20 protein-coding genes and 1 pseudogene are annotated in these 26087 nt (G+C 62.6%); 10 read left to right on the plus strand and 11 right to left on the minus strand.

Going from position 1 to position 26087, the window contains the following annotated elements; genetic code table 11:
• Window positions 1–247: 247 nt before the first annotated feature.
• The 3 genes from B2994_RS00130 (at window position 248) to B2994_RS00140 (ending at window position 4282) form a co-directional block, all read left to right on the plus strand.
• Window positions 248–2158 (plus strand): sialate O-acetylesterase, encoded by a 1911-nt coding sequence (locus B2994_RS00130; protein ID WP_291526393.1) that lies wholly within the window; start codon window positions 248–250, stop codon window positions 2156–2158.
• A 273-nt stretch (window positions 2159–2431) separates the two neighbouring features.
• Window positions 2432–3364, plus strand: a complete 933-nt coding sequence (locus B2994_RS00135; RefSeq protein WP_291526394.1) for a carbohydrate ABC transporter permease — start codon at window positions 2432–2434, stop codon at window positions 3362–3364.
• A gap of 30 nt (window positions 3365–3394) precedes the next feature.
• Window positions 3395–4282: a carbohydrate ABC transporter permease gene (locus B2994_RS00140; protein WP_291526395.1), complete on the plus strand. Its 888-nt coding sequence runs from the start codon at window positions 3395–3397 to the stop codon at window positions 4280–4282.
• 164 nt (window positions 4283–4446) lie between these two features.
• Here the strand turns inward: B2994_RS00140 and B2994_RS00145 are convergent, their stop codons facing one another.
• Complete coding sequence (locus tag B2994_RS00145; protein ID WP_291526396.1) at window positions 4447–6036, minus strand: xylulokinase; 1590 nt, start codon at window positions 6034–6036, stop codon at window positions 4447–4449.
• A 258-nt stretch (window positions 6037–6294) separates the two neighbouring features.
• On the opposite strand from B2994_RS00145, the gene B2994_RS00150 reads away from it, so the two are divergent.
• The gene (locus B2994_RS00150; protein ID WP_291526397.1) at window positions 6295–7560 is read left to right on the plus strand and encodes an ROK family protein; all 1266 of its coding nucleotides are present in this window, start codon (window positions 6295–6297) and stop codon (window positions 7558–7560) included.
• 110 nt (window positions 7561–7670) lie between these two features.
• On the opposite strand, the gene B2994_RS00155 is transcribed toward B2994_RS00150, so the two are convergent.
• Window positions 7671–8192 carry an NUDIX hydrolase gene (locus B2994_RS00155; RefSeq protein WP_291526398.1) on the minus strand — a complete coding sequence of 174 codons (522 nt, stop codon included), beginning with the start codon at window positions 8190–8192 and terminating at the stop codon, window positions 7671–7673.
• 61 nt (window positions 8193–8253) lie between these two features.
• Window positions 8254–9855: an aminopeptidase P family protein gene (locus tag B2994_RS00160; RefSeq protein WP_291526399.1), complete on the minus strand. Its 1602-nt coding sequence runs from the start codon at window positions 9853–9855 to the stop codon at window positions 8254–8256.
• A 162-nt stretch (window positions 9856–10017) separates the two neighbouring features.
• On the opposite strand from B2994_RS00160, the pseudogene B2994_RS00165 reads away from it, so the two are divergent.
• Window positions 10018–11457: pseudogene (locus B2994_RS00165) on the plus strand (bifunctional folylpolyglutamate synthase/dihydrofolate synthase); the annotation flags it as partial.
• 31 nt (window positions 11458–11488) lie between these two features.
• Complete coding sequence (gene smc, locus B2994_RS00170) at window positions 11489–15145, plus strand: chromosome segregation protein SMC (protein ID WP_291526400.1); 3657 nt, start codon at window positions 11489–11491, stop codon at window positions 15143–15145.
• Window positions 15146–15229: 84 nt separating this feature from the next.
• Here the strand turns inward: smc and B2994_RS00175 are convergent, their stop codons facing one another.
• Window positions 15230–16480, minus strand: coding sequence for a hypothetical protein (locus B2994_RS00175; protein WP_291526401.1), 1251 nt, complete (start codon window positions 16478–16480; stop codon window positions 15230–15232).
• Window positions 16481–16581: 101 nt separating this feature from the next.
• Here B2994_RS00175 and B2994_RS00180 point away from each other — a divergent pair, with 101 nt between their 5' ends.
• Window positions 16582–17763, plus strand: coding sequence for a DegT/DnrJ/EryC1/StrS family aminotransferase (locus tag B2994_RS00180; protein ID WP_291526402.1), 1182 nt, complete (start codon window positions 16582–16584; stop codon window positions 17761–17763).
• Here B2994_RS00180 and B2994_RS00185 read toward each other — a convergent pair.
• The 3 genes from B2994_RS00185 to B2994_RS00195 all read right to left on the minus strand — a co-directional run bounded on the left by B2994_RS00185 (window position 17760) and on the right by B2994_RS00195 (window position 21351).
• Complete coding sequence (locus B2994_RS00185) at window positions 17760–18845, minus strand: lipid II:glycine glycyltransferase FemX (protein ID WP_291526409.1); 1086 nt, start codon at window positions 18843–18845, stop codon at window positions 17760–17762. The genes B2994_RS00180 and B2994_RS00185 overlap by 4 nt on opposite strands.
• 49 nt (window positions 18846–18894) lie before the next feature.
• Window positions 18895–20460: a UDP-N-acetylmuramoyl-L-alanyl-D-glutamate--2,6-diaminopimelate ligase gene (locus B2994_RS00190; protein WP_291526403.1), complete on the minus strand. Its 1566-nt coding sequence runs from the start codon at window positions 20458–20460 to the stop codon at window positions 18895–18897.
• 117 nt (window positions 20461–20577) lie between these two features.
• On the minus strand, window positions 20578–21351 hold the full coding sequence (locus tag B2994_RS00195) for an exonuclease domain-containing protein (RefSeq protein WP_291526404.1): 774 nt from the start codon (window positions 21349–21351) through the stop codon (window positions 20578–20580).
• A 76-nt stretch (window positions 21352–21427) separates the two neighbouring features.
• Here B2994_RS00195 and B2994_RS00200 point away from each other — a divergent pair, with 76 nt between their 5' ends.
• Both B2994_RS00200 and B2994_RS00205 read left to right on the plus strand, forming a co-directional pair.
• Window positions 21428–22087: a sigma-70 family RNA polymerase sigma factor gene (locus B2994_RS00200; protein WP_291526410.1), complete on the plus strand. Its 660-nt coding sequence runs from the start codon at window positions 21428–21430 to the stop codon at window positions 22085–22087.
• On the plus strand, window positions 22080–22418 hold the full coding sequence (locus B2994_RS00205) for a hypothetical protein (protein ID WP_291526405.1): 339 nt from the start codon (window positions 22080–22082) through the stop codon (window positions 22416–22418). The genes B2994_RS00200 and B2994_RS00205 overlap by 8 nt, the downstream gene beginning before the upstream one ends.
• Before the next feature lie 123 nt (window positions 22419–22541).
• On the opposite strand, the gene B2994_RS07565 is transcribed toward B2994_RS00205, so the two are convergent.
• Together B2994_RS07565 and B2994_RS00210 are read right to left on the minus strand one after the other, a co-directional pair.
• A complete protein-coding gene (locus B2994_RS07565) occupies window positions 22542–22616 on the minus strand; it encodes a 50S ribosomal protein bL37 (protein ID WP_003817083.1) in 75 nt (24 codons plus the stop codon).
• 115 nt (window positions 22617–22731) lie between these two features.
• Window positions 22732–23685, minus strand: a complete 954-nt coding sequence (locus B2994_RS00210; protein WP_291526406.1) for an aldose 1-epimerase family protein — start codon at window positions 23683–23685, stop codon at window positions 22732–22734.
• 81 nt (window positions 23686–23766) lie between these two features.
• Between B2994_RS00210 and B2994_RS00215 the strand changes: the two genes are divergently transcribed.
• Window positions 23767–24768 carry a 4-hydroxy-3-methylbut-2-enyl diphosphate reductase gene (locus B2994_RS00215; RefSeq protein WP_414630607.1) on the plus strand — a complete coding sequence of 334 codons (1002 nt, stop codon included), beginning with the start codon at window positions 23767–23769 and terminating at the stop codon, window positions 24766–24768.
• Window positions 24769–24808: 40 nt separating this feature from the next.
• On the opposite strand, the gene ybaK is transcribed toward B2994_RS00215, so the two are convergent.
• Together ybaK and B2994_RS00225 are read right to left on the minus strand one after the other, a co-directional pair.
• Complete coding sequence (gene ybaK, locus B2994_RS00220) at window positions 24809–25318, minus strand: Cys-tRNA(Pro) deacylase (RefSeq protein WP_291526408.1); 510 nt, start codon at window positions 25316–25318, stop codon at window positions 24809–24811.
• 106 nt (window positions 25319–25424) lie between these two features.
• On the minus strand, window positions 25425–26087 hold a 663-nt coding region (locus B2994_RS00225), incomplete at its 5' end, for a type I glyceraldehyde-3-phosphate dehydrogenase (protein WP_414630608.1).

The raw sequence follows: 26087 nt of genomic DNA on the forward strand, positions 1-26087 counted from the left end.
CATCGTTTCTCTCTATCTTTTTCCCTCTCCTCCATGTGCCCGGTGGCCGCTGATGTGGCACCCGGGCACATATTTTTAGTTCACAGGATGACTCGCTGTTGATAAGCCATGAACTGAATACAGGTAAGGCTAAATATAGGACCATTGGGAATGGCGACGTTCCGTTACCGGGTGCCGAATGGGTGCAGGCGTCGGTTTGTGGGATTGCCGCGGTGTAGTTGATGGGTCGGAAAGTTGAGAAAAGGTCATGAATCATGATGCGGTAATGCTGAGCGTCTGCCCATTATTTGCTCAAGGGGCGGTGCTGCAGCGAGGAAAACCGATCACGGTATGGGGGCAGGGCTTGCCCGCAGCTGCTGTAACGGTATCTATCGATGGGAACAGCGTTTCTGGGGTTGTCGGTGTCGATGGCGAATGGCAAATTGGACTGCCTTCGCATCCTGCGGGCGGTCCGTATACGTTGATCGTCGAATCGCGCGGCAACCGTATTGAGATTGTCGATGTACTATACGGCGACGTATGGGTCTTGGGTGGGCAGTCCAATATGCAGCTATGGATGAGCCGTGTGGCATATCGCTTTCCGGATGAGCTTGAGGCGGCCGATGATCGTGCAGTTCGATTCTATATTGTGCCGGAAGCCTGCCGCTTCCGTAAGCCAGTCAATAGGATGGGAGCATCTCGATGGTTGGTTGAGGGCGAGGATGATCTTAGCGGTGTCTCCGCGGCTGGTTTCTTTTTTGCCAAGCATTTGAGGCAGTGGGCTGATGTGCCGATTGGTTTTTTGCAGACAGCTCTTGGCGGCACTCCAATTGATTCGTGGATTGGTGAGGAGTGGCTGGAGCGTTTGGGGCTGCTGCCTGATGATTCTCAAAAATGGCGAGATGAAGAGTATGTGCGTAGGTTGATCGCCAATAATGAGGCGGATCTGGCCCGCTTTGTCGCTGACGCTGATGCATTGGATTGCGGATTGCGGGAACAGTGGCAGCGGGTGGAACTCGATGATGGCGATTGGAGTCAGATCGTGCTCGCCGATGCCGGTTCAGCCGTGCCTGAGTTGTCGTCGCCGGGTATTGTGTGGTTTCGTGCAACGATCCAGGTGCCGGAGGAATTGGTGGGGTGTCCTGGCCATATGAGGTTTGGTACGTTGACTGATGCCGATTGGTGCTATGTGAACGGTGAGCTTATAGGACAAACCGGCTATCGCTATCCGCCGCGTAACTATGATATTGCTGTCATGCCAGCGAGTCTGACATTGGTTTTCCGGTTGCGTGTCAATACTCATCTCGGTGGTGGATTCATGAAGGGTAAGCGACGTGAGATTTTAGTCGATACCCCGCAGGGTCTGCGCCGTCTCGATCTGGATGCTGCTGGACTGTGGCGTTTCCGTAGGAGTTGCAGCATTCCGTCGTCACCTGAACAATTCTTCCCGTCTCGTGTGCCGGCTGCCTGTTATAACGCGATGATTGCGCCATTGGGCCGGTATGGTGTTGCTGGAGTGCTGTGGTATCAGGGGGAGTCGAATGCGAATCGTACGCCGTTGCGCTACACGGATAAAATGCTGGCGTTGATCCAATGCTGGCGCCGAACATTTGGCGAGCCGGATTTGCCATTCATCTACGCACAGCTGCCAGGCATTGCGTTTGAGGCGAAGGGTTGGGCCAAAATTCGCGATGAGCAGCGACGCGCGTTAGCTCTCGATGGTACCGCGATGATCACTTTGCTGGATTGCGGTGAGTTCAATGATCTGCATCCGCTGAATAAAGACATTGTCGGCAAGCGATTTGCCTTGGCGGCCGCTTCGCTGGTGTATGGCGTCGATTGTGAGTTCATGGGGCCGTTGATTGCTGGGGTGACCCGAGGAGAGGGATCGTTGACGCTCCGATTTACTCATTGTGTTGGAGGTTTGACTTTGATGCCTGGGCGTATGAGGGATGATCTGGTGTTTGAGTTGTTTGATCCACTGTCGGGTGGGGGAATGGCGCAAGTGGTGCATGGTGTTGTCGCTTCCCCCTCCACGGTGCGCATCGATCTGCCATGCGACATGGTGATAGGTGCTGAGGCGCGTCTTCGCTATGCTTGGGCGGATTGCCCTGATCCGGTGCTGTGCAATGGTGTGGGGTTGCCTGCGGCTGCCTTTGAATTGGAAATTGGTTGTTGAGGTGATATGCGCGGGCTGCCGGATGGAATACGGCGGCCCTTTGCTCTTTGGGGAAGTTGTTTTTGAAGCAATAATTAGTGAAGTGATTTGACTATTGTGTGGGGATTGCGCTATTGTCAATATCGTCTCTGATGGAGCGGGTGTCAGGCGTTGATGTCTGAAGCCAGTGTTGGCACTCCCGTGTTCATCGTTTCATTGCATATCCGGAGATTGTGTTCTTGAAGCGTTGTGCATCTAAGCGCGGCGTGGAGGGGCGGAAGCGAGGTGAGCGGCATGGGTTATGCTGCTGAGTTTGCGTCGTTGGTGAAGAATCGTCATCACGGCAAGGTTCGGTATACGGACAACAGGGCGGGGTACGCGTTCACGGCTCCGTGGATCGTGGGCGCGGTGTGCCTGTCGCTGGTGCCGATGCTGGCGTCTGTGGTGTTGTCGTTCACGCGGTACAACATGCTGACGTCTCCGAGGTTCATCGGGTTGCAGAACTTCACGACCCTGTTCGCGGACACTCGTTTCCATAATTCGCTCAAGGTGACGTTCACGTACGTGATCGTGTCGGTGCCGCTGCAGCTGGTCGCGGCTCTGGCCTTGGCGGTGCTGCTGGACCGGGGCATGCGGTTCCTGACGTTTTATCGTTCGGCGTTCTACCTGCCGAGCATGATGGGTGGTTCGGTGGCCATCGCGGTGCTGTGGAAGATGGTGTTCGGCGCGGATGGTCTGTTCAACAAGGCGCTGGGCCTGGTTGGCATCGAGGCGACGCAGTCGTGGGTGGCGAACCCGGCGACGGCGAACTGGACGCTGATCGTGCTGCACGTGTGGCAGTTCGGTTCCGCCATGGTGATCTTCCTTGCTGGCTTGCGTCAGATCCCGCGCGAGCTGTACGAGGCGGCGAGCGTGGACGGCGCGGGCCAGTGGCGTCAGTTCCGTTCGATCACGGTGCCGATGCTTTCCCCGATCGTGTTCTTCAACCTGGTGATGAGCATCATCAACAGCTTCCAGACGTTCACGCAGGCGTTCGTGGTGTCGGGGGGCACGGGCGGCCCGTCCGACTCGACTCTGTTCTACACGCTGTATTTGTACCAGCAGGGCTTCGGCTCGCTGAAGATGGGGTACGCGGCGGCGATGGCTTGGATCCTGGTGCTGATCGTGGCGGTGTTCACGCTGGTGAACTTCGCGTTGTCGAAGTACTGGGTCCATTACGACGACTGACCGGTCGGAAAGGTGTTTGGAGGTTTTGCTATGAGTGATGCCGTGGTGTCTTCTTCCCCGGCGGTGCCGGTGCACAGGCCGAACCGCGTGAGGGCCGTGGTGCTCGAGGTGGTCAAGCAGGTCGTGGTGTTCGCGTTCGCGTTCCTGATGCTGTATCCGATCCTGTGGATGGTGGCCTCGTCGCTGCGCCCGCAGGACCAGATCTTCACGAACATGGGTCTGGTCGTGACGGATCCGGTGTGGTCGAACTACTCGGACGGCTGGAACGCGCTGTCGTACCCGTTCTCGACGTATTTCCTGAACTCGTTCCTGATCGTGGCGTTCGCGATCGTGGGCAACATCGTGACGTGTTCGATGGCGGCGTACGCGTTCGCGCGCCTGAACTTCCGGTTCCGTGGCGTGATGTTCGGGTTCATGCTGCTGATGCTGATGGTCCCGATCCACGTGATCGTGATCCCGCAGTACATCATCTGGAACTCGCTGCATCTGGTGAACACGTTTGTGCCGCTGATCCTGCCGAAGTTCCTGGCGATGGACGGGTTCTTCACGTTCCTGTTCTACCAGTTCGTGCGCGGCCTGCCGCGGGACCTGGACGAGGCCGCGAAGATCGACGGCGCGGGGCACGCGAGGATCTTCTTCCAGGTGCTGCTGCCCCTGATGAAGCCGGCCATCGGCACGACGGCGGTGTTCACGTTCATGTGGACGTGGAACGACTTCTTCAGCCAGCTGATCTATCTGACGAAGCCGGCGACGTATACGGTGCCGATCGCGTTGCGTTCGTTCATCGACGCGCAGTCGCAGTCGAGCTACGGCCCGATGTTCGCGATGAGCGTGTTGTCGATCCTGCCCCTGTTCGTGGTGTTCTGCCTGGGCCAGAAGTACCTGGTCGAGGGCATCGCCACCACCGGCGGCAAGTAAAAAACAGCCGGGCCCGGTCGGACGGGCCCCGCAGTTATAGCGGTGATAATGGGCTGCCGGAATCCTCGAGGTTCCGGCAGCCCATTTGCGTTTGCGCGGTTGGTTGCTCAGCCTTCGGCACCCATTGCGGCAATGGGACCGGTTATGGACGGTCGGTCTATTGTCTATCCGCGGTATCGACGGTACTGTGCATAGACTTCGGGAGTGTCGCCGCCGGCGAGGGTCTCCTCGATGCTGAGCGGCCATTGCGGTGGTTCGGCCGCTCCGGACAGCACCCATGCAGCCTGGCGGGCGGCGCCGATCGCGACGTATTCGTCGGTGGCCGGCAAATCGACGGCATGTCCGAGGATGCCCGGCGCATAGGCGCGGATGGCGGCCGAGCGGGCGCCGCCTCCGATCAGCAGCAGACGTCGTATATCGACGCCAAGCGCCTTGACGAGCTCCAGGCAGTCTCGCTGTGAGCAGAGCAGTCCCTCGACGAATGCCCTGGCGATATTGGCTCTGGTGGTATTGGCCAGGGTCATGCCATGCAGACTGGCCGTGGCATCCGGTCGGTTCGGCGTGCGTTCGCCGTCGAAATACGGTGTCAGCGTCATGCCCTGCGCTCCCGGGGAGGACTGGGCCGCCAAGCTTGCGAGCCCGTCGTAGTCCACGCCAAGCGCCGCGCGGCCGGCATCCAGAATGCGTGAGCCGTTGATGGTGCAGGCCAACGGCAGGTAGTGTCCTGTGCAGTCGGCGAACCCGGAGATGGCGCCGGTCATGTCATAGGTCGGATGCTCGGCGATGGCGGCGACCACGCCGGAGGTGCCCAGTGAGATCGACACATCCCCGACCGCCATGCCTAATCCCAGTGAGGCCATGGCGTTGTCGCCGCCGCCCGGTGAGAGGATGCAGCCGCCCGGCACGTTTTTGCCTGCGACGGCCGGATCGGCGATAATCGCTGCGGCCTCATGCGGACCGAGCACCGTGGGCAGGATCAGATTGTGGGCATGGCGGCGCGCCGCGGCGGGCGCCTGCACTGTGCCATCGTCGGAGAGGAAAGCCGCTTCGCCGTAGGCGGGGGCTAGCGCGAGTGCGAGGAGGTCTCTGCGATACGTGTTGTCCGCGGCATTGAAATAGCTGGTGCCCGAAGCGTCGGAGCGGTCGGTGAACAGGGCATCCAGATGGGCGTCCTCGCCGTCGTCGACCGGGCCAAAACCGGCTATGCGCCAGCTCAGCCAGTCGTGCGGCAGACAGATCGCGGCGGCGGCTCGGGCGTAGTCCGGCTCATGCTGTGCGACCCAGGCTATTTTGGTGAGGGTGTATGAAGCGACGGGGGAGGATCCGGTCGCCTTTACCCAGCGTTGCCTACCGCGCAGTTGGATGGACTGTTCGTCATGTCCGGTGGCGAAGCCTGCGGCGACCTCCGCGTCGGAGGCGTCGGCCTGGCCGAATTGCCTGATGAACGCGTCGGCCTGGGGTGCCGAGCGGGTGTCGTTCCACAGGAGGGCGTCTCGTACGATATGGCCGGAGCGGTCGAGTAGCACCATGCCGTGCTGCTGGCCTCCCACGGCGAGGGCGCTGACGTCGTCCAGCCCGCCTGCCTGGGCCGCCGCCTCCAGAAAGGCGTCCCACCATGCGTTTGGGTTGACGCTGGTGCCGTCAGGGTGTCTGGCTTGGCCGAAACGCACCACTGCGCCGGTGAGCGCGTCGGTGACGCGCACCTTTGTTGATTGTGTTGATGTGTCTACTCCTGCTACGAGTACCGATGCCATGCGATCCTCCCTGATGCGCGTCGTATGTGGCGGCCGGACGGCGGTTGGGGCCGGGGCTGCCGGAATAGGGCGGTCGTTCGCCGCAACCTGTATGCCCAACGCCTATATGTTAGACGAATGAACTAATGATAGTGTATCATAAGCGCACGGTATAATAAATTCAGTGAATTTACGGCGTGTGGCTGTGGTGTGGGAAGTTCGGCAGACCAATGCGCCACCATCTGATCCAACAGATGAAATATAAGCCAGGGGGCTGATATGGCGGGACTGCGACGCATCAACCAAGAGGATCTGCGCAATCACAATCTGACCGTGGTGCTGGATACGCTGCTGCAGTCGAAAGCGCCGATGAGCCGCGCCGATCTGGCCAAAGCCACTGGGCTGACCAAAGCCACCATGTCGTTGCTGGCCGCGCTGCTGATCGGCAACAAGGTTGTGGTCGAACGGGATCCGGCTGTGCAGAATACCTATGGAAGGCCCTCCACACCGCTGGCCATCGCGCAAGGCGGCTGGGCCGGCGTCGGATTGCAGATCAACACCGACGGATACGGCTATATGGTGATCGATCTGACCGGCCGCGTGGTGGCGCAGGAATGGGTGGACGCCGACGTCAGCGAACTGAGCCCGGAAATCACTTTCGGCAGGCTCAACGCATTGGTGCAGCCCACGGAAAACGAACTCGAACGACTCGGATATCGCATGGTCGGGGGAGGGCTGGCCCTGCCGGGGCTGGTCACCGACGACCAGCGGCTGCTGTCGGCGCGGAACCTTGGCTGGGAGTCGGTGGATCTTCAGCAGTTCGACGTGGTACGCCGCCTGCATGCCGCCGCCGGCAACGAGGCTAACATGGCAGCGATCGCCCAAATCCCCGGTTACGCCACCAGCCGATGTGGGGAATCTCCCGAGAAGGCCGGGGATCTGGACACACATGGATCATTCCTCTACGTTTCCACCGACATTGGCATCGGCGGCGCGTTGGTGCGTGACGGGCAGGTAGTGGTTGGCGACCATGGATTCGGCGGCGAAATCGGCCATCTGTCGGTGGCTCTTGACGGACCGATATGCCGATGCGGTCGCAGGGGCTGCCTCGAAGCGTATGCGGGTCGGCGTTCCATGGTGGAGGCCGCCGACATCGCATCAGGCGAAGCGGCGGCCCAGCCCGGTGCCGGTGTCGAACTGTATGAACGGTGGCGGAAAGGCGATGACCATGCCGTCGCGGTCATCGACCGGGCCATTGACGCTTTGGGATCGGCCATTGTATCGACGATCAATCTAATGGACGCGGAAACTGTGATTCTTGGCGGATTCTGGCAACATTTTGGCGACGAATTTGCCAGTAAGCTGACCCGTATCGTGGCTGGTAATGTGCTCGCCGGCGATGAATTGCATATGCGGGTGCTTATGCCATTGGTGGATGATCGGCCTGCATTGCGGGGTGCCGCGACGATTGGATTGCGCCGTTTTATCGACAATCCATTGAGTCATTTGCGCGAGCAGACAGGTGACCTGCCGTCCGCCTCATGATTGCAATCAGCATCACCGCTTCGGACATGTAAATGCGACAGCGGGTGCCCGCATCCATTGCGTGGATACGGGCACCCGCTCTGTTGAGATTATGCTGCGGCTGGTGCTAGTCAGTGCATCCGCCCATCGGCAACGAACACGGCATGGGAGTCGCCCCGTTCCTTCGCCTCAAGATATCGGCGGAAGACGGCCATGCGCTCCACCGTGCTCGCGGCGAGCGGCGAGGGAAGCCCGTCAAGCGGGAACCAGCCCACGTTCAGGCTTTCCTCATCGCCGACGAATGGAGTGTCGTTGCCGCCGGGTCTGAGTTCGCAGAGGAACGAATGATCCATGTACATGGTCTTGTCGCCATTCGCATAGGTAATCACCCGATCCGACGAGATCACGGAGACCAGATCGGTGACCTGCGCGTCCACGCCCGTCTCCTCCCTGATCTCACGCACCACGGTATCCGCCGGTTGCTCTCCGGGCTCGTTAATGCCGTAGATCAACGCCCATTCACCGGTATCGGAGCGGCGCCCGAGCAGCACGCGCCCCTCGGCGTCGCGCACGTAGCCGGTGACCCCGGTGAGCCAGAGGAGATCATGGCCTATTTTCTTCCTGAGTTCGAGGATGAATTGCGGTGTTGGCATGTTGTGTTCTTTCCGTTGGCTGCCATGATCCTTCGCGGCCGTGGTGGCCGCTCCCCGAGCTTCAGGCCCGCTTCGCCGCCGCGGCGCGATCGGCCATCCACTCCTCGACCTCGGCGGGCTCCTTCGGAATGCCCGCGGACATCCACACCGGTCCCTGCTCGGTCATCAGCACGTCATCCTCAATGCGGATGCCGATGCCGCGGTACTCCGGCGGGAGCAGCAGATCGTTGTCGCGGAAGTAGAGTCCGGGCTCGATGGTGAAGACCATGCCCGGACGAATCGGGGCGCCCTGGTACGCGTCGAAGCGAGCCTGGGCGCAGTCGTGCACATCCAGACCCAGATGATGGGACACGCCGCAAGCCAACCAACGGCGATGCTGCTGGCCTTCGGGAGACAGCGACTCCTCCACGCTGACCGGCAGCAGACCCCAGTCGTGCAGACGCTCGGCGATCACACGCATGCATGCATGATGAATGTCGGAGTAGGTCGCGCCCGGCTTGGCCGCTTCGAAGCCGGCCTGCTGGGAGTCAAGCACCGCCTCGTACAGGCGCTTCTGGAAGTCGGTGAACTTCCCGTTGGTCGGGAACGTGCGGGTGATGTCGGCGGTGTAGAGCGAGTCGACCTCCACGCCGGCGTCCACCAGCAGCAGGTCGCCGGAACGCACCACGCCGGTGTTGCGCATCCAGTGCAGGATCGGGGCGTGCTCGCCGGAGGCGACGATCGAGTCATATCCCACGGCATTGCCGAGTTCGCGGGACACCGAATTGAACGCGCCCTCGAGAACACGTTCGCTGCGGGGCTGGTCCAGCGCGCGCGGCAGGTTCTCCAGCAGACGGTCGAAGCCCTTCTTGGTGGCGTCGATGGCGGACTGCAGCTGTTCGACCTCGTAGGCGTCCTTTTCCATACGGGCCTCGGCGGCCACCTCATGCAGCTTGTCGTCGGCCTTGGCGTTGGCGTCCGGATCGGGGAAACCATTGGCCTCGCGGATGTTCTCAACCATCTCGGTGACGGCGGGATCGGACTCATGCACCACGCGCACGCGAACGGCGCCGGCCTCGGCGCCGACATCCTTGCCGAGCGCGTCAGGCAGCTGCGCGATGTCGTGCGTCTGCAACCCGGTCATGGCGGACAGTTCCTTCAGACCGGCGCGCGGGCCCACCCAGTACTCGCCGTAATGCGGGTCCATGAAGAAGTCGGTGGTGTGGTAATCGGCGCGAGGCGCCACAAAGAGCTCCGCGGTGTGGGTTTCGCCGGCCTTGGCTTCATCGGACTCCGGATCGACGGGGTTCAGCACCAGCACGGCTCCCGCCTCGTAGTCGACACCCAGACCGGTGTAGTAGGAGAAGGCGGTGTCCGGGCGGAACATATAGTTGCAGTCATTGTTCCGCACCTTCGGCTGGCCGGCGGGAATCACGATGCGCTCGCCGGGGAACTGGGCGCCCAGCGCCTTCAGGCGGGCCTGAATGTACCGCGAGGATTCCAGCGGCTTGATCTCGGGCTCGGAGGCATCCCAGCCGGACTTCATGAAGTCCTTGAACGCGTCTGATCGAGGGCGCAGCGACCGGTTGTTCACCCGGTCCGTGATCGGCTGGCTCTCGCCGGGGCCGGACGCCTGCTCGCGCGCCTCGTATTCCTTGTCCTTTGCAGTCACTACGTCGCTCATGTCACTCCTTGCGCAACAAAACAACAATCTTCCACAGCCATCGTAGTCGGGTCGCAGACCAGAACGGTTCGCGCGCTGCGAATCGAAATACCGTGGGCTGGAACGCAGCGGCATGTCGCTTAGAATATGGGAAGTTGCACACGACCTATAGGAAGAGCGTCAATGTCATTCGAACATCCGAACAGAAACGGGGAGTCGATTCGCGAGGTGGAGCGTGAGATCATGGCCCGCCCCCCGGAGCATAACACCACGAATCTGAACCTCGATCGCATGGAGCGGATCCTTGACCTGCTGGGGCATCCCGAACAGTCGTTCCGCGTGATCCACGTCACCGGCACCAACGGCAAGGGGTCCACCGCCCGCATGGCCGAGGCGATCTGCCGAGCGTATGGCTTGCGCACCGGCCTGTACACGTCTCCGCATCTGGAGCGCATCAACGATCGCATCTCGATCGACGGGCAGCAGCTGTCCGATGACGAATTCGTCGACTACTGGGACCAGATCAAGGATTTCGTCGCCATGGTGGACGCGGAATCCGCCGCGAACGGCGGATATCCCATGAGTTTCTTCGAAGTGATGACCGCGATGGCGATTTGGGCCTTCGCCGACGCGCCCGTCGACGTGGCGGTGGTCGAGGTGGGCATGGGCGGCCTGTGGGACGCCACCAACGTGCTGACCGCCGATGCGGCCATCATCGGTCCGGTGGATATGGATCATATGCAATGGCTCGGCGATACCGTCGAGCAGATCGCCACCGAGAAGGTCGGCATCATCAAGCCCGGCTGCACGGCGATTATCGGTTCCCAACCGCATGAGGAGGCGGTGATGCCGATCATCGAGGGGGATGCGGCCTCCAAACACGCCACCCTGATCCGTGACGGCTATGAGATGGAAGTCGTGTCGCGTATGCCGGCGGTCGGCGGCCAGGTCGCCACGCTGCGCACGCCGAACGGCACCTACACCGAAGTGCCGATTGCGAAATTCGGCGAGCATCAGGCGCATAACGCGCTGGCCGCGCTTGCGGCGGCCGAAGTCGTGATCCCGGTAAACGGCGCGTTGGACGGCGACACCGTGGCCGAGGCGCTGAGCCAGGTCAAGATCCCCGGGCGCATCGAGCAGATTCGAACCTCGCCGACCATCATCCTCGATGGCGGTCACAATGTGAATGCCGCCGAGGCGCTGCGTGCCGCAATCGAGGAGAACTACAACTTCGAGCAGCTCGTCGGCGTGGTCGCGATGATGCGCGACAAACAGGTCGAGGAGTATCTGGGCGTTCTCGAACCGGTGCTGAGCCAGATCGTGGTGACGGAGAATTCGTGGACGGATCGCGTGATGTCGGCCGAGGACCTGGAGAAGGTCGCGGTGCGCGTGTTCGGGCCGGATCGCGTGATCCGCTGCGATGCCCTGCCCGATGCCATCCAGCAGGCTGTGGATCTGGTGGACGCCGCCGACGACACCGGCGTGGGCTATGGCCGCGGCGTGCTGATCTGCGGCAGCTTCGTAACGGCAGGTGACGCCCGCACTCTGCTGAAGGAGCGAATGAATCCGGAACTGGCCAAGCCGAAGGCCGAGCGCGTCCATCCCGCAGCCGTGGAACCCGAACGGCCATGAGGGCATAAGGTCGTTCAACCGCATGTATCTCAAGGAACTCACCCTGCGCGGGTTCAAATCCTTCGCCTCCGCCACCACGCTGCGCTTCGAGCCGGGCATCACCGCGGTGATCGGTCCGAACGGCTCGGGCAAATCCAATATCGTGGATGCGCTCGCATGGGTGATGGGCGAACAAGGCGCGAAGGCGCTGCGCGGCACGCAGATGGAGGACGTGATTTTCGCGGGCACTTCGTCGCGTCCGCCGCTGGGTCGCGCGCAGGTGAGTCTGACCATCGACAACTCCGACCACACGCTCGACATCGATTACAGCGAGGTGACGATCTCCCGCACGATCTTCCGCAACGGCGGGTCCGAATACGCGATCAACGGATCGCAATGCCGGCTGCTCGACATACAGGAGCTGCTGAGCGACACGGGCCTTGGCCAGCAGATGCACGTCATTGTGGGCCAGGGGCGACTGGACGCCATTTTAAGGGCGGATCCGGCCGGCCACCGCGCGTTCATCGAAGAGGCGGCCGGCATCCTCAAACACCGCAAGCGCAAGGAGCGCGCCTTGCGCAAACTCGCCAACACCGAGCGGAACCTGTCCCGGCTCGACGACCTACTGGGCGAAATCCACCGGCAATTGGGACCGCTGGGACGACAAGCGCGCATTTCCCGTCGTGCCGAGGCCATTCAGGTGACCCTGCGGGACGCCCAGTCGCGTCTGTATGCGCAGGACGCGGTGGAAGCCGCCGATCGTCTTGAGACGGTGCGCGGGCAGCTTGCCGAGGTTCGGTCGCGGCTCTCCGCCGCGCAGCAGTCGCTGGCCGGCGTGAAAGTGCGCATCGAACAGGTCGAGTCGCTGGTCAGCCGGTCCAGTCCCGCCATAGCGAGCATAGGGGAGATCTGGCATCGCTATGCCCAGCTGCAGGAGCGTTATCGCTCGCTGGCGCAGCTGGCCCGCGAACGCGCCCGGTCGGCTTCGGACCAGATCGTCGCCTCCGTCGGCGAAAATCCCGAGTTGCTGGCCAAACGCGCCGAGGAATTGGACGCCCAGGCGCGCGGCCAGCAAAATACGGTGCGTGACGCCCGCCTTGCCCTGGACAAAGCCATCGAACGCCGTGCGGACGAGGAACGCAACCTCGCCTCGGTACGCCAGACCCTGACCGAACTGCGCAAAACCGAGCAGCGCCGCGAATCCCAAATGGCCGAGCTGACCGCCATGATCGCGCGTGAGGAGGCGGCCGTTGAGCTCGCCGCAACCCGTGCGCGGGATCTGGAATCCCAGCGGGACAGCCTGTCACGGCAACTGGCCGAGGCAACCGAGCAGCATGATGCGTTGGAACGGGAAACCGAAAGCTTCGGCGATGACGGCGGACAGGCGCTGGATCAGGCGCGCACCGCGCTCGCCGACCGCCAGGAGGCACTGAACGCGCTGCTGGACAAGCAACGCACCGTCAACTCGCGGATTATTTCACTCAAGGCCAAGGCCGACGCCCTGAACGACACGTTGGAGAGTCGCAATGCCTCCGGCGCACTGGAACGGGACTCCCATGTGGCGGCCCTTGGGCGGCTGGCCGATTTCATCCACGTCGAAGACGGCTGGGAAGAGGCCGTGGCGCACGCGCTGGACGTCTTCGCCGGGGCCATGGTGGTTCCGGACGATTCCGCCATGATGCGCGCGCTGGAGCGGGCCAAAACAGACAAGCTCGGCAAAGCCGTGGTGCTGGTGCCTCGCGACGATGCGGAGTCGGGCGGCGCGCCGGCGTCGTTCGGCATCGCAGACGACACTGCGGACAGCGTGGGACATGACATGGACGGCTTGAGACGGGATACGCGGCCCTTGGGAACGCTGGTGCATCCCAATCCCGCGGCCGACGCCCGTCAGTCCGCGGGCGTGGTGGCGTCGGTGCGCGTGCTGCTTGCCGATGTGGCGGCCGTGGCTTCGCTGGACGAGGCCCGGCTGGTGCTGCGCGATGAAGGTCATCCGTGGATGCAGGCGGTCACCCGGGACGGTGAGGTGCTCAACCGTGTGGCCGCCGTTGGCGGCTCGTCGCTGTCGCAATCCGATTTGTCGTTGGCGGCCCGTCGAGACAAGGCTCTCGCACAGGTGGAATCGCTGTCTTCGGAGCTCGCCTCCATCGATGACGATGTGGCCGGGGCACAGGCCAAACGCGATGAGGGGCGTCTGGCCGTGGATCGCGAATCCCAGAAACGCACCGAAGCGCGTCTGAAAGTGCAGCAGGCCGAAAAATCGCTGAAATCCGCCGCCGACCGCATGACGGGATTCACCCGGCAGATCAAGGGACTGGACGGGAAGCTTGCCTCCATGGGGCAGGACCGTCAGGCGCATCAGCTGAAGCTGGACGAGCTGACCCGCACGCTTGAATCGGCGCGTCGGTCGGATGGGGAACAGGTGGGCTTCGACGAGCTGGAGACCCGGCAGAAGACCCTGGAATCATCGCTCGGCATCGCCCGCGACCATGAAATGTCCATGAAGCTCGCCTGGAGCGAAGCCAGCCGCAAGGCGGATTCCCTGAAGCGCCAGGCGGAACTGCTGCGCGACCAGGCGCATGAGGCGGAGGAACGTCGCATGCGCATCGAGTCGCTGAACGCCAAACATCGCGACCAGGCCGCCCGCGCCGAGCGCATAGCCGCCGATGCCGGGGATATCGCCGATCTGATCACCCGGTACATCGAGGCGGCGGCCAGGCGACGCGACGAATTGCAGGCACAGGCCTCCGGGCATGATGACGAGTTGAAGGCGCTGCGCGCCGAGCGGGACCGCATCGAGCCGCAGGTGGCGGAGCTGACCGCCCGCGAGCACGCCCTCGACGTTGATCGGGAGCGCGTCGCCGGCCGATATGGGCAGATTACGCAAAAGGTTTCGGACGATCTGGGACTGGCCATGGGGGAGCTGATCGATCGCTATGGTCCGGACGTGCCGGTGCCCGTCTTGGACGAGCATGGCCAGCCGGTGCCATTGGACGGTGACGGGTCGGATGACGCGGATGCTGATACCTCAACCTGGCGGACCGTGCCGTATGACCGCGTCGAACAGACCAAGCGACTCAACAGGGCACGCAGGGATCTGGCTGCGCTCGGCAAGGTCAACCCGCTGGCCGGTGAGGAATATGACGCGTTGCAGGCGCGCAACAAGTACCTCAACGATCAGCGCAACGATGTGGTGCGGTCGCGCGACGATCTGATGGGTCTGGTGAAGGATCTGGACGACACGATGGTTTCGGTGTTCAAATCGGCCTTCGAGGACACCGCCGCGGCCTTCGAGAAGATGTTCGCACTGCTGTTCCCCGGCGGCCGCGGCCGTTTGCGTCTGGAGAACCCGGACGATCTGCTCACCACCGGGGTGCTGGTGGAGGCGCGTCCCGCTGGCAAGCGCGTCAAGCAATTGACGCTATTGTCCGGTGGCGAGCGTTCGCTGACCGCGCTGGCGCTGCTGTTCGCCATCTTCACCGCGCGCCCCAGCCCGTTCTATGTGATGGACGAGGTGGAGGCGGCGTTGGATGACGTGAACCTCACGCGTCTGATCAACGCGTTGAATACGCTGCGCGAGCATGCGCAGCTCATTGTCATTACGCATCAGCAGCGCACCATGAGCATCGCCGACGCGTTGTACGGCGTGACAATGCGCGCCGACGGTGTGACGACCGTGGTGAGCCAGCGGTTGTCGGATTAGGGCGTTGTCGATGCACGTCGCGGCCGTGGGACCGCTCCCCTTCGCCTATGTACGGCACTGGACCGTACATTTGACGGCCCGACGTTAGAACCCGGTGTTGGTGGGCTTCGGATAGTATTTGGCGAATTTCACGTACTGGTTGAGCTCCGACTCCATCAGATGCAGCCAGCGCTTGAAGCTCATATCCTTCGGATTGCGCTGCGGGCTGATGCGTCCCGCTTTCATGAGGCGCCTGACCTGTGCCGCGAGATCGGGATCCAGCACATAGCGCAGCAGCAGGCGGTTCGGAATAATCGAATACAGCGACTCGCGACCGGCGGTGCGCGCGCCCATCGGATGACCGTCAATGACGTCCGACACCAGCACTTCCATCGGATTGACACCGGCCCCCACATTGTAGAAGCTGTTGCGTCCAATGCGCGGATTGACCTCCAGGAAGTAGAACCGGCCGGTGCGCGGGTCGCGTTTGATGTCGAAGTTGGCGAAGCCCCGGTATCCGATGCCGGTGAGGAACGGTTTGACCGGCTCCAGGATCTCGGCGATGGGGGTGGTGATCATGGCGCATGGATTGCCGAGGGTGGCCGGGTGATGCTCCTCCAGCAGCACATGCGCCGAGCACAGCAGCGATACCGTGCCGGTGGTGTCCACGTAGGCGGTTACCGAATACATTTCGGTGTCGTCGCCCTCCACCAGCTCCTGTGCCACGAAGGTGTCCCGGAATCCGGACTTCGCAAGCTTGTCCCACAGTCGGTCAAGCTCCGCAGGGGTGTCGATGCGATACACCTTCCGGCGGCCTTCGAAGATGAGGTTCTCGTACTGGGAGCTGTCGGCCGGTTTGGCCACCACGGGGAAGGCCAGGTCGTCGGGCACGGGTTGGGGGGTCCATCCCGCATCGCCGGCATTCGAGAAATCCTCGTAGAACGAGCGGGGCACCGGCATGCCGTGCGCGGTCGCCAACCGTTCGAAGCCCTGCTTGTCGCTGACCTGGTCGAGCACCTCCAGCGAAGGGATCGGCACAACGTAATACTGTTCAAGTTCGGCCCGATGCACGGCCATGACGCGGATCCGCCAATCGGTGTTGGCGAGCAGCAGCAGCTTGCGACGCGGGTTGCGGGTTGTCAGATCCCTGCCGATCCTCAGCAGCTCATCGACCAGGGGGCCCTCCTGATTGGCCTGCGCGAATTCATGGCGCTCGATAATCGAGGAGTCGCGGATGGCGTTGACATTGTAGGCCGTGACGAGCAGCGCCTTCACCCCGTATGCATCGTTCAACTCGCGCGCCAGCGCGTAGGCGCCCAGATCGCCGCCGATGATCACCGGTTGGAAAGAAACCATGGTATCCCTTACATTATGCCAGTTTCACAACATTGCCATTGTACAAGCCGTATGGTGGATTAGACCTGTCATATAGGATGTCGCCGGGAAATGAGGCTGGTATGGGTATGCGGAACAAGGCGCTGTGCGAAGCGTTGGCGCGACGGTCGGGCACGCGCCCTGAGGATTGGTATCCGGTGTTCAAGGCGCGCTATGGCATGGAGGTGGCGTTCGAGGCGATCCGGCGTCGGCAGGGGGATGGCTCCGTCCTTACGCAGCTGTTCACCTGTTCGACCGCGGTGGACCCGATCATCGCTGCGGGACTGGCACCGCGCTACGCCGATGTGGACCGCGACACACTCAGCATCGATATGCGCTCGCTGCCCTCATCGGAGGACAACGCAACCCGCGTCGTCATGCTGCAGCACACCTTCGGCATCGTCGACGACGCCTCGTCTCGTGCCATAGCGGATGCCGCCCATGGCATGAACGCGCTGGTCATGGAGGACTGCGCCCATTGCGTCACCCGTCTGGCCCGCGACGGGCGGACGGGGAATCCCCTGGCCGACATCTCGGTGCATTCCTTCGGCGTGGAGAAAATACTGCCCACCCGCTTCGGCGGCGCGATCTGGATCAACCCGTCGCTGTCCCGCACCCATCCGCGGCTTGACGCGGAGCTGCGCACACGGTTGGATGAATTGCCGACGCCGGGCGTGCGGCTCGACATGGTGACCAGGTTGTACGTAAACCAGAATCGCGTGTTTTCGCGTCTGGGCGGGCTGGGCGCGGCGCTGCGCAAAGCCTGCACGGGCATCGGCTGGTACGAGCCGCCGATCGCCGACTGCGAACGGGAAGGGAGACTGGCGTACCCCGCGTACGGCGTCACGCCGTGGATCGCCGACCGCGCTGTCCGCGCATTGGAGGATTTGGATGCCAACGAGAGCGGCCGCAAGGCCGTTGTGGAGCTGTACCGCAATGCGCTCGCGGGGGCGAAGGGCCTGTATCTTCCCGAATCCGTTGTACGCGGCGACGCGCAGCCATTGCTGAGGTTCCCGGTTCTTGCCGCCGACACCGACATGGCGGAACGCCTGATCGCCGCGGTCCGGCGGACGGGGGCGTTGGCGGAGCGGTGGTATCGTCCCGAGCTGTTTCCAGGTGTGACCAACGAGGTCGCATATGGCTTGGACCGGTTGGATCGCGGCACGGTACGCGTGAGCGACGAATTGGCGTCGCACGTACTGGTGCTGCCGACCGAACTGAGTGAAGGGCGCGCGCGGAATGTCGTGCGCGCCCTGCTGGACTAGTTGCCGGCCTTGTCGGTTGTACTGCCCTTACCGGTCTTGCTGTTCTGGCTGGTTTTGCCGGTTTCCCCGGTTTTCTTGGTCTTCTTCGCGGCGCGCAGTTTGTCGCGCACGGATTTCACCAAGGTCAGCAGGGTGTAGAAACCCTTTTTGATCGGCACGTCGTGCCCGGCGGCCACGGGCGTGATCTCCTCGGTGAATTTGGTCTTGAACTCGTTGAGTCCCCTCAGACTGGGGGCGAAATCGGAGCCGATGCCCATCAAATCGTATTCGGTGATGCCCTGGCCGCCCAGAATGCAGCATTCGGAATACAGCAGCTTGTCGGTGACGTGCATGCGCATCACGTCGTTGCGCATGCCGGCGTAATAGCGAACGGCATGCGCGCCGTTGACGGTGACGATCGACCACGCCACCACGCGGTTGTCGATGCGCGCGGCGAATACGCGGCAGTGGTCGGCGCCCAAAGCCTGGATCATGTCGGAATAGTCGGTGATGGGCGCCGGCGTGAATCCGTCGCGCCTGCCCGTTTCGACCATCACATCGTAGTATTCGGAGAAATCCGCAATGGCCTGGGACGTCTCGTCGGCCACTTCGGCGGGGCATTCGCGCAGGGATTTGCGCACGTCGCGGCGTCCGCGGCGCTTCATGCGGCTGAGAATCGCCTCGTCGCCACCCGTGACGTCGATGACGACGGTTTGGTCGTAGGGAACCGTCGACAGCACCGGCACCACGCCGTCGTCATACCAGGTGTCGATGCGCAGGAACGCGGCCTGTCCGTCATGCCTCCTGAAGTACGAGGCCAGTGCGTCGACGACCTGACGTTCCTCGGCCTGTTCCGGTTTGGTGATCCAGGCGGGGCCGTGCATGGAACGCAGGTAGTGGTATCCATGCGTTGCCATGTCGATCATGGATATGAACGCCACAGGCTGTCCGTCGCTGCTGATGCGGTATGAGCCCGCCGGCGTTCGTCCGGGGATGTCGGCCTGGAACGTCGCCCAGACGCCGGTCTGCTCGATGGGCAGCGTCAGTCCCGCCTGCTGCGCCTCTTGCTCCAACGTATTGAAATCAATGGGTTCGATGGTGATTGTGCTCACGGCTCTGTCCGCCGGTCCTTCCTGATTCTTCCTGATTGTCCTATGCGCGCGGCAGCCCGAAAAGGCGCGCCACAACGCGATCGTCGCCCTCATACGGCATGTGGTTGCGCCGGTCCTTGATCCAGCGCTCGTTGCCCTTGCCGATGATGAGTAGCACGTTGAACCGGTCGGCATGGGCCCGCGCATCGTCAACGGCGCTTGCGATGGCGGTCGCGCGATCGGGAACGATGGTCGAGGCGACGTTCGGATCGGTGATATGCCGCCGCATTGCCTTGCAGATGTCGAGGTAGGGCTCGGTGTCGGTGTCCTCCTGCGTGAAGACGAAGGCCGCGATGCGGTGCTCGGCGGCCTCCACGATTTCCCCGCGGCGGTCGTAGGCTTTGTTGCCGGCGGATCCGGTGACCAGCGTGACGCGTGGATTCCTGTCCCCGTACCGTTCGTCGACGAAATCGAGCAATGCGGACACCGATGCGAAGTTATGGGCGTAGTCCACAATGGCGAGCGTCGTCGACTCCGGGTCCCTGAATTGCTCCATGCGTCCGGAGATGGTCACCCGCTCGATGGCATGAAACGCCTTGCCGTTGCCGGGGTCGACACCGGCCGCCTGCGCTATGGTAATGGCCGCCACCGCATTCGCATAGTTGAAATCGCCGTCGAGGGCGAGGCGGAACTCTCCGAGATCCCTGCCCGCTGCCTGGATGCGGTAGGCGCTGTGGCTGACGTCGACGGGTCGTGCAACGGACGCCGCGGTCGCTTCGGCGTCGTCCCCGCCGCCCTGCAACGCGAAGTCGGTCACGGGCACGCCGGTTGCGGCGGCATCCTCGCGAATCAGATCGGCATGGTCGGCGTCGGCCCCCAAAACCAGGGTATGGCAATTGGACACGATCTGACGCTTGCAGAAGAGGTAATCCTCGAACGTGGGGTGCTCGATCGGGCTGATATGATCGGGGGAAATATTCAGGAACGCGCCGACGTCGAAGGTGAGACCGTAGACGCGATTGACCTTGTATGCCTGGGACGAAACCTCCATTACCAGATACTTCATGCCGTTGTCGACGGCGGTGCGCATCATGCGGAACGCGTCCAGTGACTCGGGCGTTGTCAGATCGGATTCAACATAGGTGGTTCCGTCCAGACAATTGTCGACGGAAGAGAACAGCGCGGCCCTATTGCCGGATACCGCGTTGAGGATCGCCTGGGTGAAATACGCGGTGGTCGTCTTCCCCTTGGTGCCGGTGATGCCGATGACCGTCAGGCTGTCCTGCGGACGGTCGAAGAACTCGGCGGACAGTAGACTCATGGCCTTACGCGCGTCGTTGACGATGAGACCGGGCGCCTTGGTGTGCTCGGCGTAGGGTGTTTCGGCGACATAGACGCCAAGGCCTCGCTCGTCGACGCCGTCAAGAAACTCCGGCCTGAAGGCCCCCTTGACGAAGAGCATCGAGCCGTTGGCGACTGTGCGCGTGTCATAGGTGACATCGGCGATGGGCGCGTCGCAGGCGTCGATGCGATGCGGGTCCAGCGTCCAAGTGCCCCCCTGGACGATCTCGCGAAGCAGATGATGCCGTTCCAGCAGTGCGGCCGCCGAAGCTAGGGTCAGTGTCATGGTGTTCCTTGGTTCCTTCTTCCGGGTTCGTCGTTCCTTCAGGCAATTCTAGCGGGGCCAATGTGCCGCATGCGTGCAGGGCGGGCTTGCATTGCGTTTGATGCCGGCCCGGGCCCGCTAGAACCAGGTTTCCGCTACCGGGCGCCTGCCTCGTGACGCAAGCCACTGGTTGAAATCCTCTCGCCAATCGGCGTATGCCGCACGCTGCCAGTCCATCAGCTCGCGTATGGCGATGCCCCCGACCTGCGGGTACAGCGCGGCCATTGGGGTGATGAGATCCACCGAGGCGACGGTGTCGGCGGTGGCGTTGTGGAAATCGCCGTGCGGTTCGACGCCATAGTAGAACGTCGTGTCGGTGAGCGTGCGCCGTCCCTTGCGCCGGGAGACCTTGCGGTCGATCACCAGGGGGTCGACTACCAGCAGCCGTGGCGTGGAGCCGTCCGGGGTGTCCATTCTGTCCGGCAGCGCCTTCAGCTTCCACCGGCTGATGTCGCCATTGAGCATATGCACGTCGAACGGGGCGTTGTAGGCGAGCAGCGGGATGCGCTTGCTTTGCGCCGCCGCGATGATCGAGGCGATGGCGTCGATCGCCTCGGCGGGCTCCTCGCCGTGCTCGGTGAGATACGCGTCGGTAAAACCGTTGACGCGGCTTGCGCCGGGGCTCATCGGTCGGTGGGGGTTGATGACCCATTCGCCGATGACGTCGCCCTCATAGCCAAGCGTCGGGTCGCGCAGCACGAGCGCGGCCGAGACGATCGCATCGCGTCCTGCGGCCACCCCGGTGGTTTCGGTGTCGAATCCCAGCAGCCAGGACTGCGCAAGCCTGGTGTCGGGATGCTGTGGGGGAACGGCGTTCAAAGCTTCGATGAGCGATGCGGCGGAGGTGTTCATAACGCCCCACCATAGCCAATCGTCTGGAACGGTTAGAATACAAAGCGTGAATGAACAGCCACAGGAACGCGAAGACATGGAGGCGAGGCGCCGCCGGTTTGAGGCGCTTGCCATGCCAGCCGTGAACGCGCTGTACCGTCAGGCCATGAAACTCACCAACAATCCCGATGACGCGCAGGATCTGGTGCAGGACACCTTCGAGCGCGGCTTCAAGGCGTTTGACTCCTTCCAGCCCGGCAGCAATTTCGAGGCGTGGATGACCACCATCGAACGAAACGCCTACTTCAACCAGTATGCCAAGGCCAAGCGGCGTCCGCAGCGGGCGAATGACTCGACCGGCGAATATGACGATTGGGACATCTATGACGCGGCGGGCCACACCGGCGAAGGGCTGCGCAGCGCGGAGGAGGAATATCTGGACACGTTTGCGCCCCAGGAGATTCTGACGGCGCTCAACAAGCTCAGTCCCGAACGTCGCCAGGTATTCATCGACGCCGCGATCGACGGCAAATCATACCAGCAGGTGGCTGATGAGCAAGGCGTGAAAATCGGTACGGTGATGAGCCGCCTCAATCGCGCGCGCGCCCAGCTGAAGCGGGAACTCGCCTCATATGCGTCGTCCCGCGGATATGCCGCGCATGGTTCACCGTCAGCGAAGCGCAAGGGGGATTCCGTGCGTCATAATAACGGTAGCGAACCGCATATGGCGCATCAGGGGAGGAAAGGGCATGAGTGAGTCGTACAGTCATCGAGTCTCCGTTACGCGCACTACTGTGACGGCAGCGGATGGCGTGACATGCACCGAGGTGCATGTCACCGAAGTGCGCGGAGGGGTTCCCAAAGGCGGCGTGCTGAATGGATCCCCCGATCGGGCCGCGGAGTCCCAGACCCATGGGTGTGGACCCCGCGAGCCCCGTGGGTGTGATTGCTTTGACGTGGAGTCGTCCTGCGACGAGCGGGAAAAGGCCATGATCGTGGCGCTGCGTGCGTATCTGCGTCCCGAGCAGGCGCCGGATTGCCTGCGTGCCCGACTGGAGGCCGCCCTGGACCGTTGCTGCCGGCAGTGATGTCGACGATCCGCTGCGGGAGAGCAGGGGGAGATGGAGATTGTTGCGGCATAACGAAAGGGCCTGCTTCAGCGATAAAAGCTGATGCAGGCCCTTGTGCTTGTAGCTGTGTGCTGCAAGGGATCAGGCGTTCGGCCTCTTGCCGTGATTGGCGGCCTTCTTGCGACGATCCTTGCGCTTGCGTCCGCGCATGCCCATGATGGACTCCTTTTTGGTTAAAGTATGAAACCTACGGAATTATGCCACAAGGTGTGGATGAGGGCAAGCGGACCAGCGTGGCTTGCGTCGCCCGCCTGCCTGGCACTCCTTGCGATCAGGCCTGTTCGGCGTTGAGGAACAGCTTGGTGGTACTGGTTTCGCCGGGTTTGATCACGATGAGTTGATTGCCGGTGTTGAAGGCGTTCGCATACGCGGTCTGCGGTTCCACGGCGGTGCCGGCCGGATGCTTGAACGCGGGGAAGCCGGTTCCGGTGCACACCTGGAACGACGTCACCGTCTCGTCGCCGCCCACGTGAATGGTCATTCCGTCCGGGCGCACGAAGGTGGCGGTCACCTTGCCGTCGGCATCGTGATGCACGTCGGTCCAAGCGTCGTCGAAGGGCTGGTTGACCAGCAGCTCGCCCTTGCGCAGATCGTATTTGGTGCCGTCAACGGGTTCGGTGCCGGTGGGGATGAGGTTCTCGTCGATGGTGACGTGCGTGTCGGCCGGAATGGTCAGTCGGCACTGGGCGTTATGCCCGTCGATTTCGTCGCCGTGGCCGCCGAATCCATTGGCGAGCCACGGGTGGATGGCCAGCGCCCAGGGGGCATTCACCGAACCGGCGTTGGTGGCGCTGACGGTGATGGACAGGCCCTCGTCGCTCAGTTCATGCTTGGCGGTGACGATGACGTCGAAGGGGTAGCCCAGCAGGAACGGCACGCGCCAGGACTGCGTGACCGAGGTCTCGGTGAGCTTCACGAGCTTCCAGAAACTGCGGTAGCCATAGCCGTGAATCGCGGTGTTGCGGTCGTGCTCGTCGATCGGCAGCGTGTAGGTTGTGCCCTCGAATGTGTATTCGCCGCCCTTGATGCGGTTGGGGAAGGGGACGAGAATCTGGCCGTGGCAGCAGGTCACCGGATCGTTCGGACCGAGCGGCACGGTGACGTCCTTGCCCCGGTAGGTGAGCTTGCGCAGCGTGGCGCCCAGTTCGGTGACGACCGCTTGGTAGTCGCCGTATGCGATGGAGTATTGCTGGCCGGTTCTCGGCGGGATGTTCGTCAGGTCCATAAGACACTTCCCTTGTGACGTACGGGAATATTACCGTGTTCCATCGTAGCGCATGGCAGTCCGGCGGCTACGATGTTGGCTATGACTTCACAGCGCATTGTATTGGCGGATCCCCGTGGCTTCTGCGCCGGGGTGGATCGTGCGATCCTGACCGTGCGGACCATTCTCAAAGCCGCCGCGTCCTCGTCCGAGTCCAGCCGCAACGGATTGCCGCCGGTGTACGTACGCCGCCAGATCGTGCATAATCGCCATGTCGTGGAGAGTCTGGCCTCCCAGGGCGCGGTGTTCATCGAAGAACTGTCCGAGGTTCCGGATCGGGCGGTTCAGGCCGGCATCCCCGTGGTGTTTTCGGCGCATGGGGTGTCCCCGACGGTGAAGGCGGAGGCCGACCGCCGTGGCATGCATGTCGTGGACGCCACCTGCCCATTGGTGAGCAAGGTGCACCGTGAAGTGCTGCGCTTTGTCAAAGAGGGATACGAGATCATCTACATCGGGCACAAAGGGCATGACGAGGCCGTCGGCGTGGTGGGGGAAAGCCCCGAACACGTGCATCTGATCGAGCATGCGGGCGACGTGCGCGGATTGGATTTTGACGAATCGACCAAACTGGTGCTGCTCACCCAGACCACACTCAGCGTCGATGAGACCTCCGATACGGTTGCCGCGCTGCGCGCGCGGTTCCCCTGGATGCGGATGCCTCCGAATTCCGATATCTGCTATGCGACCTCGAACCGCCAGGCCGCGGTCAAATTGGTGGCGGAGCGGTCCGACAGCGTGGTGATCGTCGGGTCGGCGAACTCGTCGAATTCGGTGCGATTGGTCGAAGTGGCGCAGCAGGGATTGGGGGAGCGCGGCATGGCCCACCGAGTCGATGACGCCGGCGACCTTGATCCGTCATGGTTCGACGGCGTGCGGTCCGTGGGGGTTTCTTCCGGAGCCTCCGTGCCGGAAGAGCTGGTTGACGGAGTGGTCGATGCCCTGCGGGCCATGGGATACACCGATATCGAGAATGTGGCGACGGTGAGGGAGACCATGCATTTCGTATTGCCCTCCGAACTCAGAAGGCAGCATCGTCGGCCGTAGGTCGGGAAACTGCCCCACTGTGCGGGCGATGCATATGTTCTCACCAGGTGCCGATGGGCGCGGTGACGCCATCAAGCACACTGAGCAGGTCGGATGGCGCAATGCCGATGGAGAAGCCTCGTTTGCCGCCGGACAGAAGGATCATGTCGAATTGCAGGGCGGATTCGTCAAGCACCGTCTTGTGGCGGACCTTCTGCCCGAGCGGAGAGATGCCGCCGACGACGTATCCGGATTCTCGCATCGCCACCTTGGGGTCGGCCATAGCCGCTTTTTTGGCGCCGACCGCGGCCGCCAGCGCCTTCAAATCCATATGGCCGCTGACCGGCACCACTCCCACCACTCGTTCGGAGCCGGTGTCCGCCATCAGCGTCTTGAACACCTGATGCTCGTCAAATCCGAGTTTGGCGGCCGCCTCCACGCCGTATCCGTCGTCCATGTGGTCGTTGGAATGCGCATACTCATAAGGTTCGAATGGGATTCCCGCCCGTTCCAGTTCCAGGGTGGCCGGCGTGGATCCCCTTCCCTTCGTGTTTTTCGATTTTTTGCTCATGGCTACCGTTTTAGTGCACGGTATGGGCCGCGACATGACAAGGCCCCTCGCACTCGGGGAGCGCGAGGGGCCTTGTTGCTGCGAGCTGAACGCTACGCGATCAATCTCACTCGGAGATCTCGGCGAAGTACAGCAGGGTGCGGATCATGTTGCAGGTGAAGCCGTACTCGTTGTCGTAGAAGGACACGGTGCGGGCCATGGTCACGCCGTCAACGGTGTTGACGTCGGTCTGGGTCGGGTCGAAGACGCCACCGTGGGTGTCGCCGAGGATGTCGGAGGAGACGATGCCCTCGTCGTTGTAGCCGTAGTACTCGGTGTTGGAGAAGGCTTCCTTGAAGGCGGCGTTGATCTCGTCGGCGGTGGTCTCGGTGTTGAGCACCGTGGTCAGCTCGGTGACGGAGCCGTCCGGCACCTGAACGCGCTGGGCGTGGCCCTGCAGCTTGCCGTTGACCTCGGGCACAACCTTGCCGATGGCCTTGGCGGCGCCGGTGGAGTGGGCGATGGTGTTGATGCCGGCGGCGCGCAGGTCGCGGCCGGACTTGGTGCCACGCGGGCCGTCCAGGATCATCTGGGTGCCGGTGTAGGCGTGGATGGTGGTCATGAAGCCGGCCTTGATGCCCCACTTGTCGTTGAGCAGCTTGACCATGGCGGCCATGGAGTTGGTGGTGCAGGAACCGGCGGATACGATCACGTCGGAAGCCTTGAGGATGTTGTGGTTCACACCGAACACCACGGTCGGGGTGGTGGCGTCCTTGGCCGGGGCGGAGAT

It is taken from the genome of Bifidobacterium sp. UBA744 (assembly GCA_002298605.1).
Taxonomy (GTDB): Bacteria; Actinomycetota; Actinomycetes; order Actinomycetales; family Bifidobacteriaceae; genus Bifidobacterium.

Excerpts from the sequence above, each read along its gene's own strand:
- B2994_RS00135 (WP_291526394.1), top strand. The coding sequence starts at position 2,432 with ATGGGTTATGCTGCTGAGTTTGCGTCGTTGGTGAAGAATCGTCATCAC.
- B2994_RS00160 (WP_291526399.1), bottom strand. The coding sequence starts at position 9,855 with ATGAGCGACGTAGTGACTGCAAAGGACAAGGAATACGAGGCGCGCGAG.
- B2994_RS00215 (WP_414630607.1), top strand. The coding sequence starts at position 23,767 with ATGACTTCACAGCGCATTGTATTGGCGGATCCCCGTGGCTTCTGCGCC.
- B2994_RS00175 (WP_291526401.1), bottom strand. The coding sequence starts at position 16,480 with ATGGTTTCTTTCCAACCGGTGATCATCGGCGGCGATCTGGGCGCCTAC.
- B2994_RS00200 (WP_291526410.1), top strand. The coding sequence starts at position 21,428 with ATGGAGGCGAGGCGCCGCCGGTTTGAGGCGCTTGCCATGCCAGCCGTG.
- ybaK (WP_291526408.1), bottom strand. The coding sequence starts at position 25,318 with ATGAGCAAAAAATCGAAAAACACGAAGGGAAGGGGATCCACGCCGGCC.
- B2994_RS00180 (WP_291526402.1), top strand. The coding sequence starts at position 16,582 with ATGGGTATGCGGAACAAGGCGCTGTGCGAAGCGTTGGCGCGACGGTCG.
- B2994_RS00140 (WP_291526395.1), top strand. The coding sequence starts at position 3,395 with ATGAGTGATGCCGTGGTGTCTTCTTCCCCGGCGGTGCCGGTGCACAGG.
- smc (WP_291526400.1), top strand. The coding sequence starts at position 11,489 with ATGTATCTCAAGGAACTCACCCTGCGCGGGTTCAAATCCTTCGCCTCC.
- B2994_RS00190 (WP_291526403.1), bottom strand. The coding sequence starts at position 20,460 with ATGACACTGACCCTAGCTTCGGCGGCCGCACTGCTGGAACGGCATCAT.
- B2994_RS00130 (WP_291526393.1), top strand. The coding sequence starts at position 248 with ATGAATCATGATGCGGTAATGCTGAGCGTCTGCCCATTATTTGCTCAA.
- B2994_RS00145 (WP_291526396.1), bottom strand. The coding sequence starts at position 6,036 with ATGGCATCGGTACTCGTAGCAGGAGTAGACACATCAACACAATCAACA.
- B2994_RS00150 (WP_291526397.1), top strand. The coding sequence starts at position 6,295 with ATGGCGGGACTGCGACGCATCAACCAAGAGGATCTGCGCAATCACAAT.
- B2994_RS00205 (WP_291526405.1), top strand. The coding sequence starts at position 22,080 with ATGAGTGAGTCGTACAGTCATCGAGTCTCCGTTACGCGCACTACTGTG.
- B2994_RS00155 (WP_291526398.1), bottom strand. The coding sequence starts at position 8,192 with ATGCCAACACCGCAATTCATCCTCGAACTCAGGAAGAAAATAGGCCAT.
- B2994_RS00195 (WP_291526404.1), bottom strand. The coding sequence starts at position 21,351 with ATGAACACCTCCGCCGCATCGCTCATCGAAGCTTTGAACGCCGTTCCC.
- B2994_RS00210 (WP_291526406.1), bottom strand. The coding sequence starts at position 23,685 with ATGGACCTGACGAACATCCCGCCGAGAACCGGCCAGCAATACTCCATC.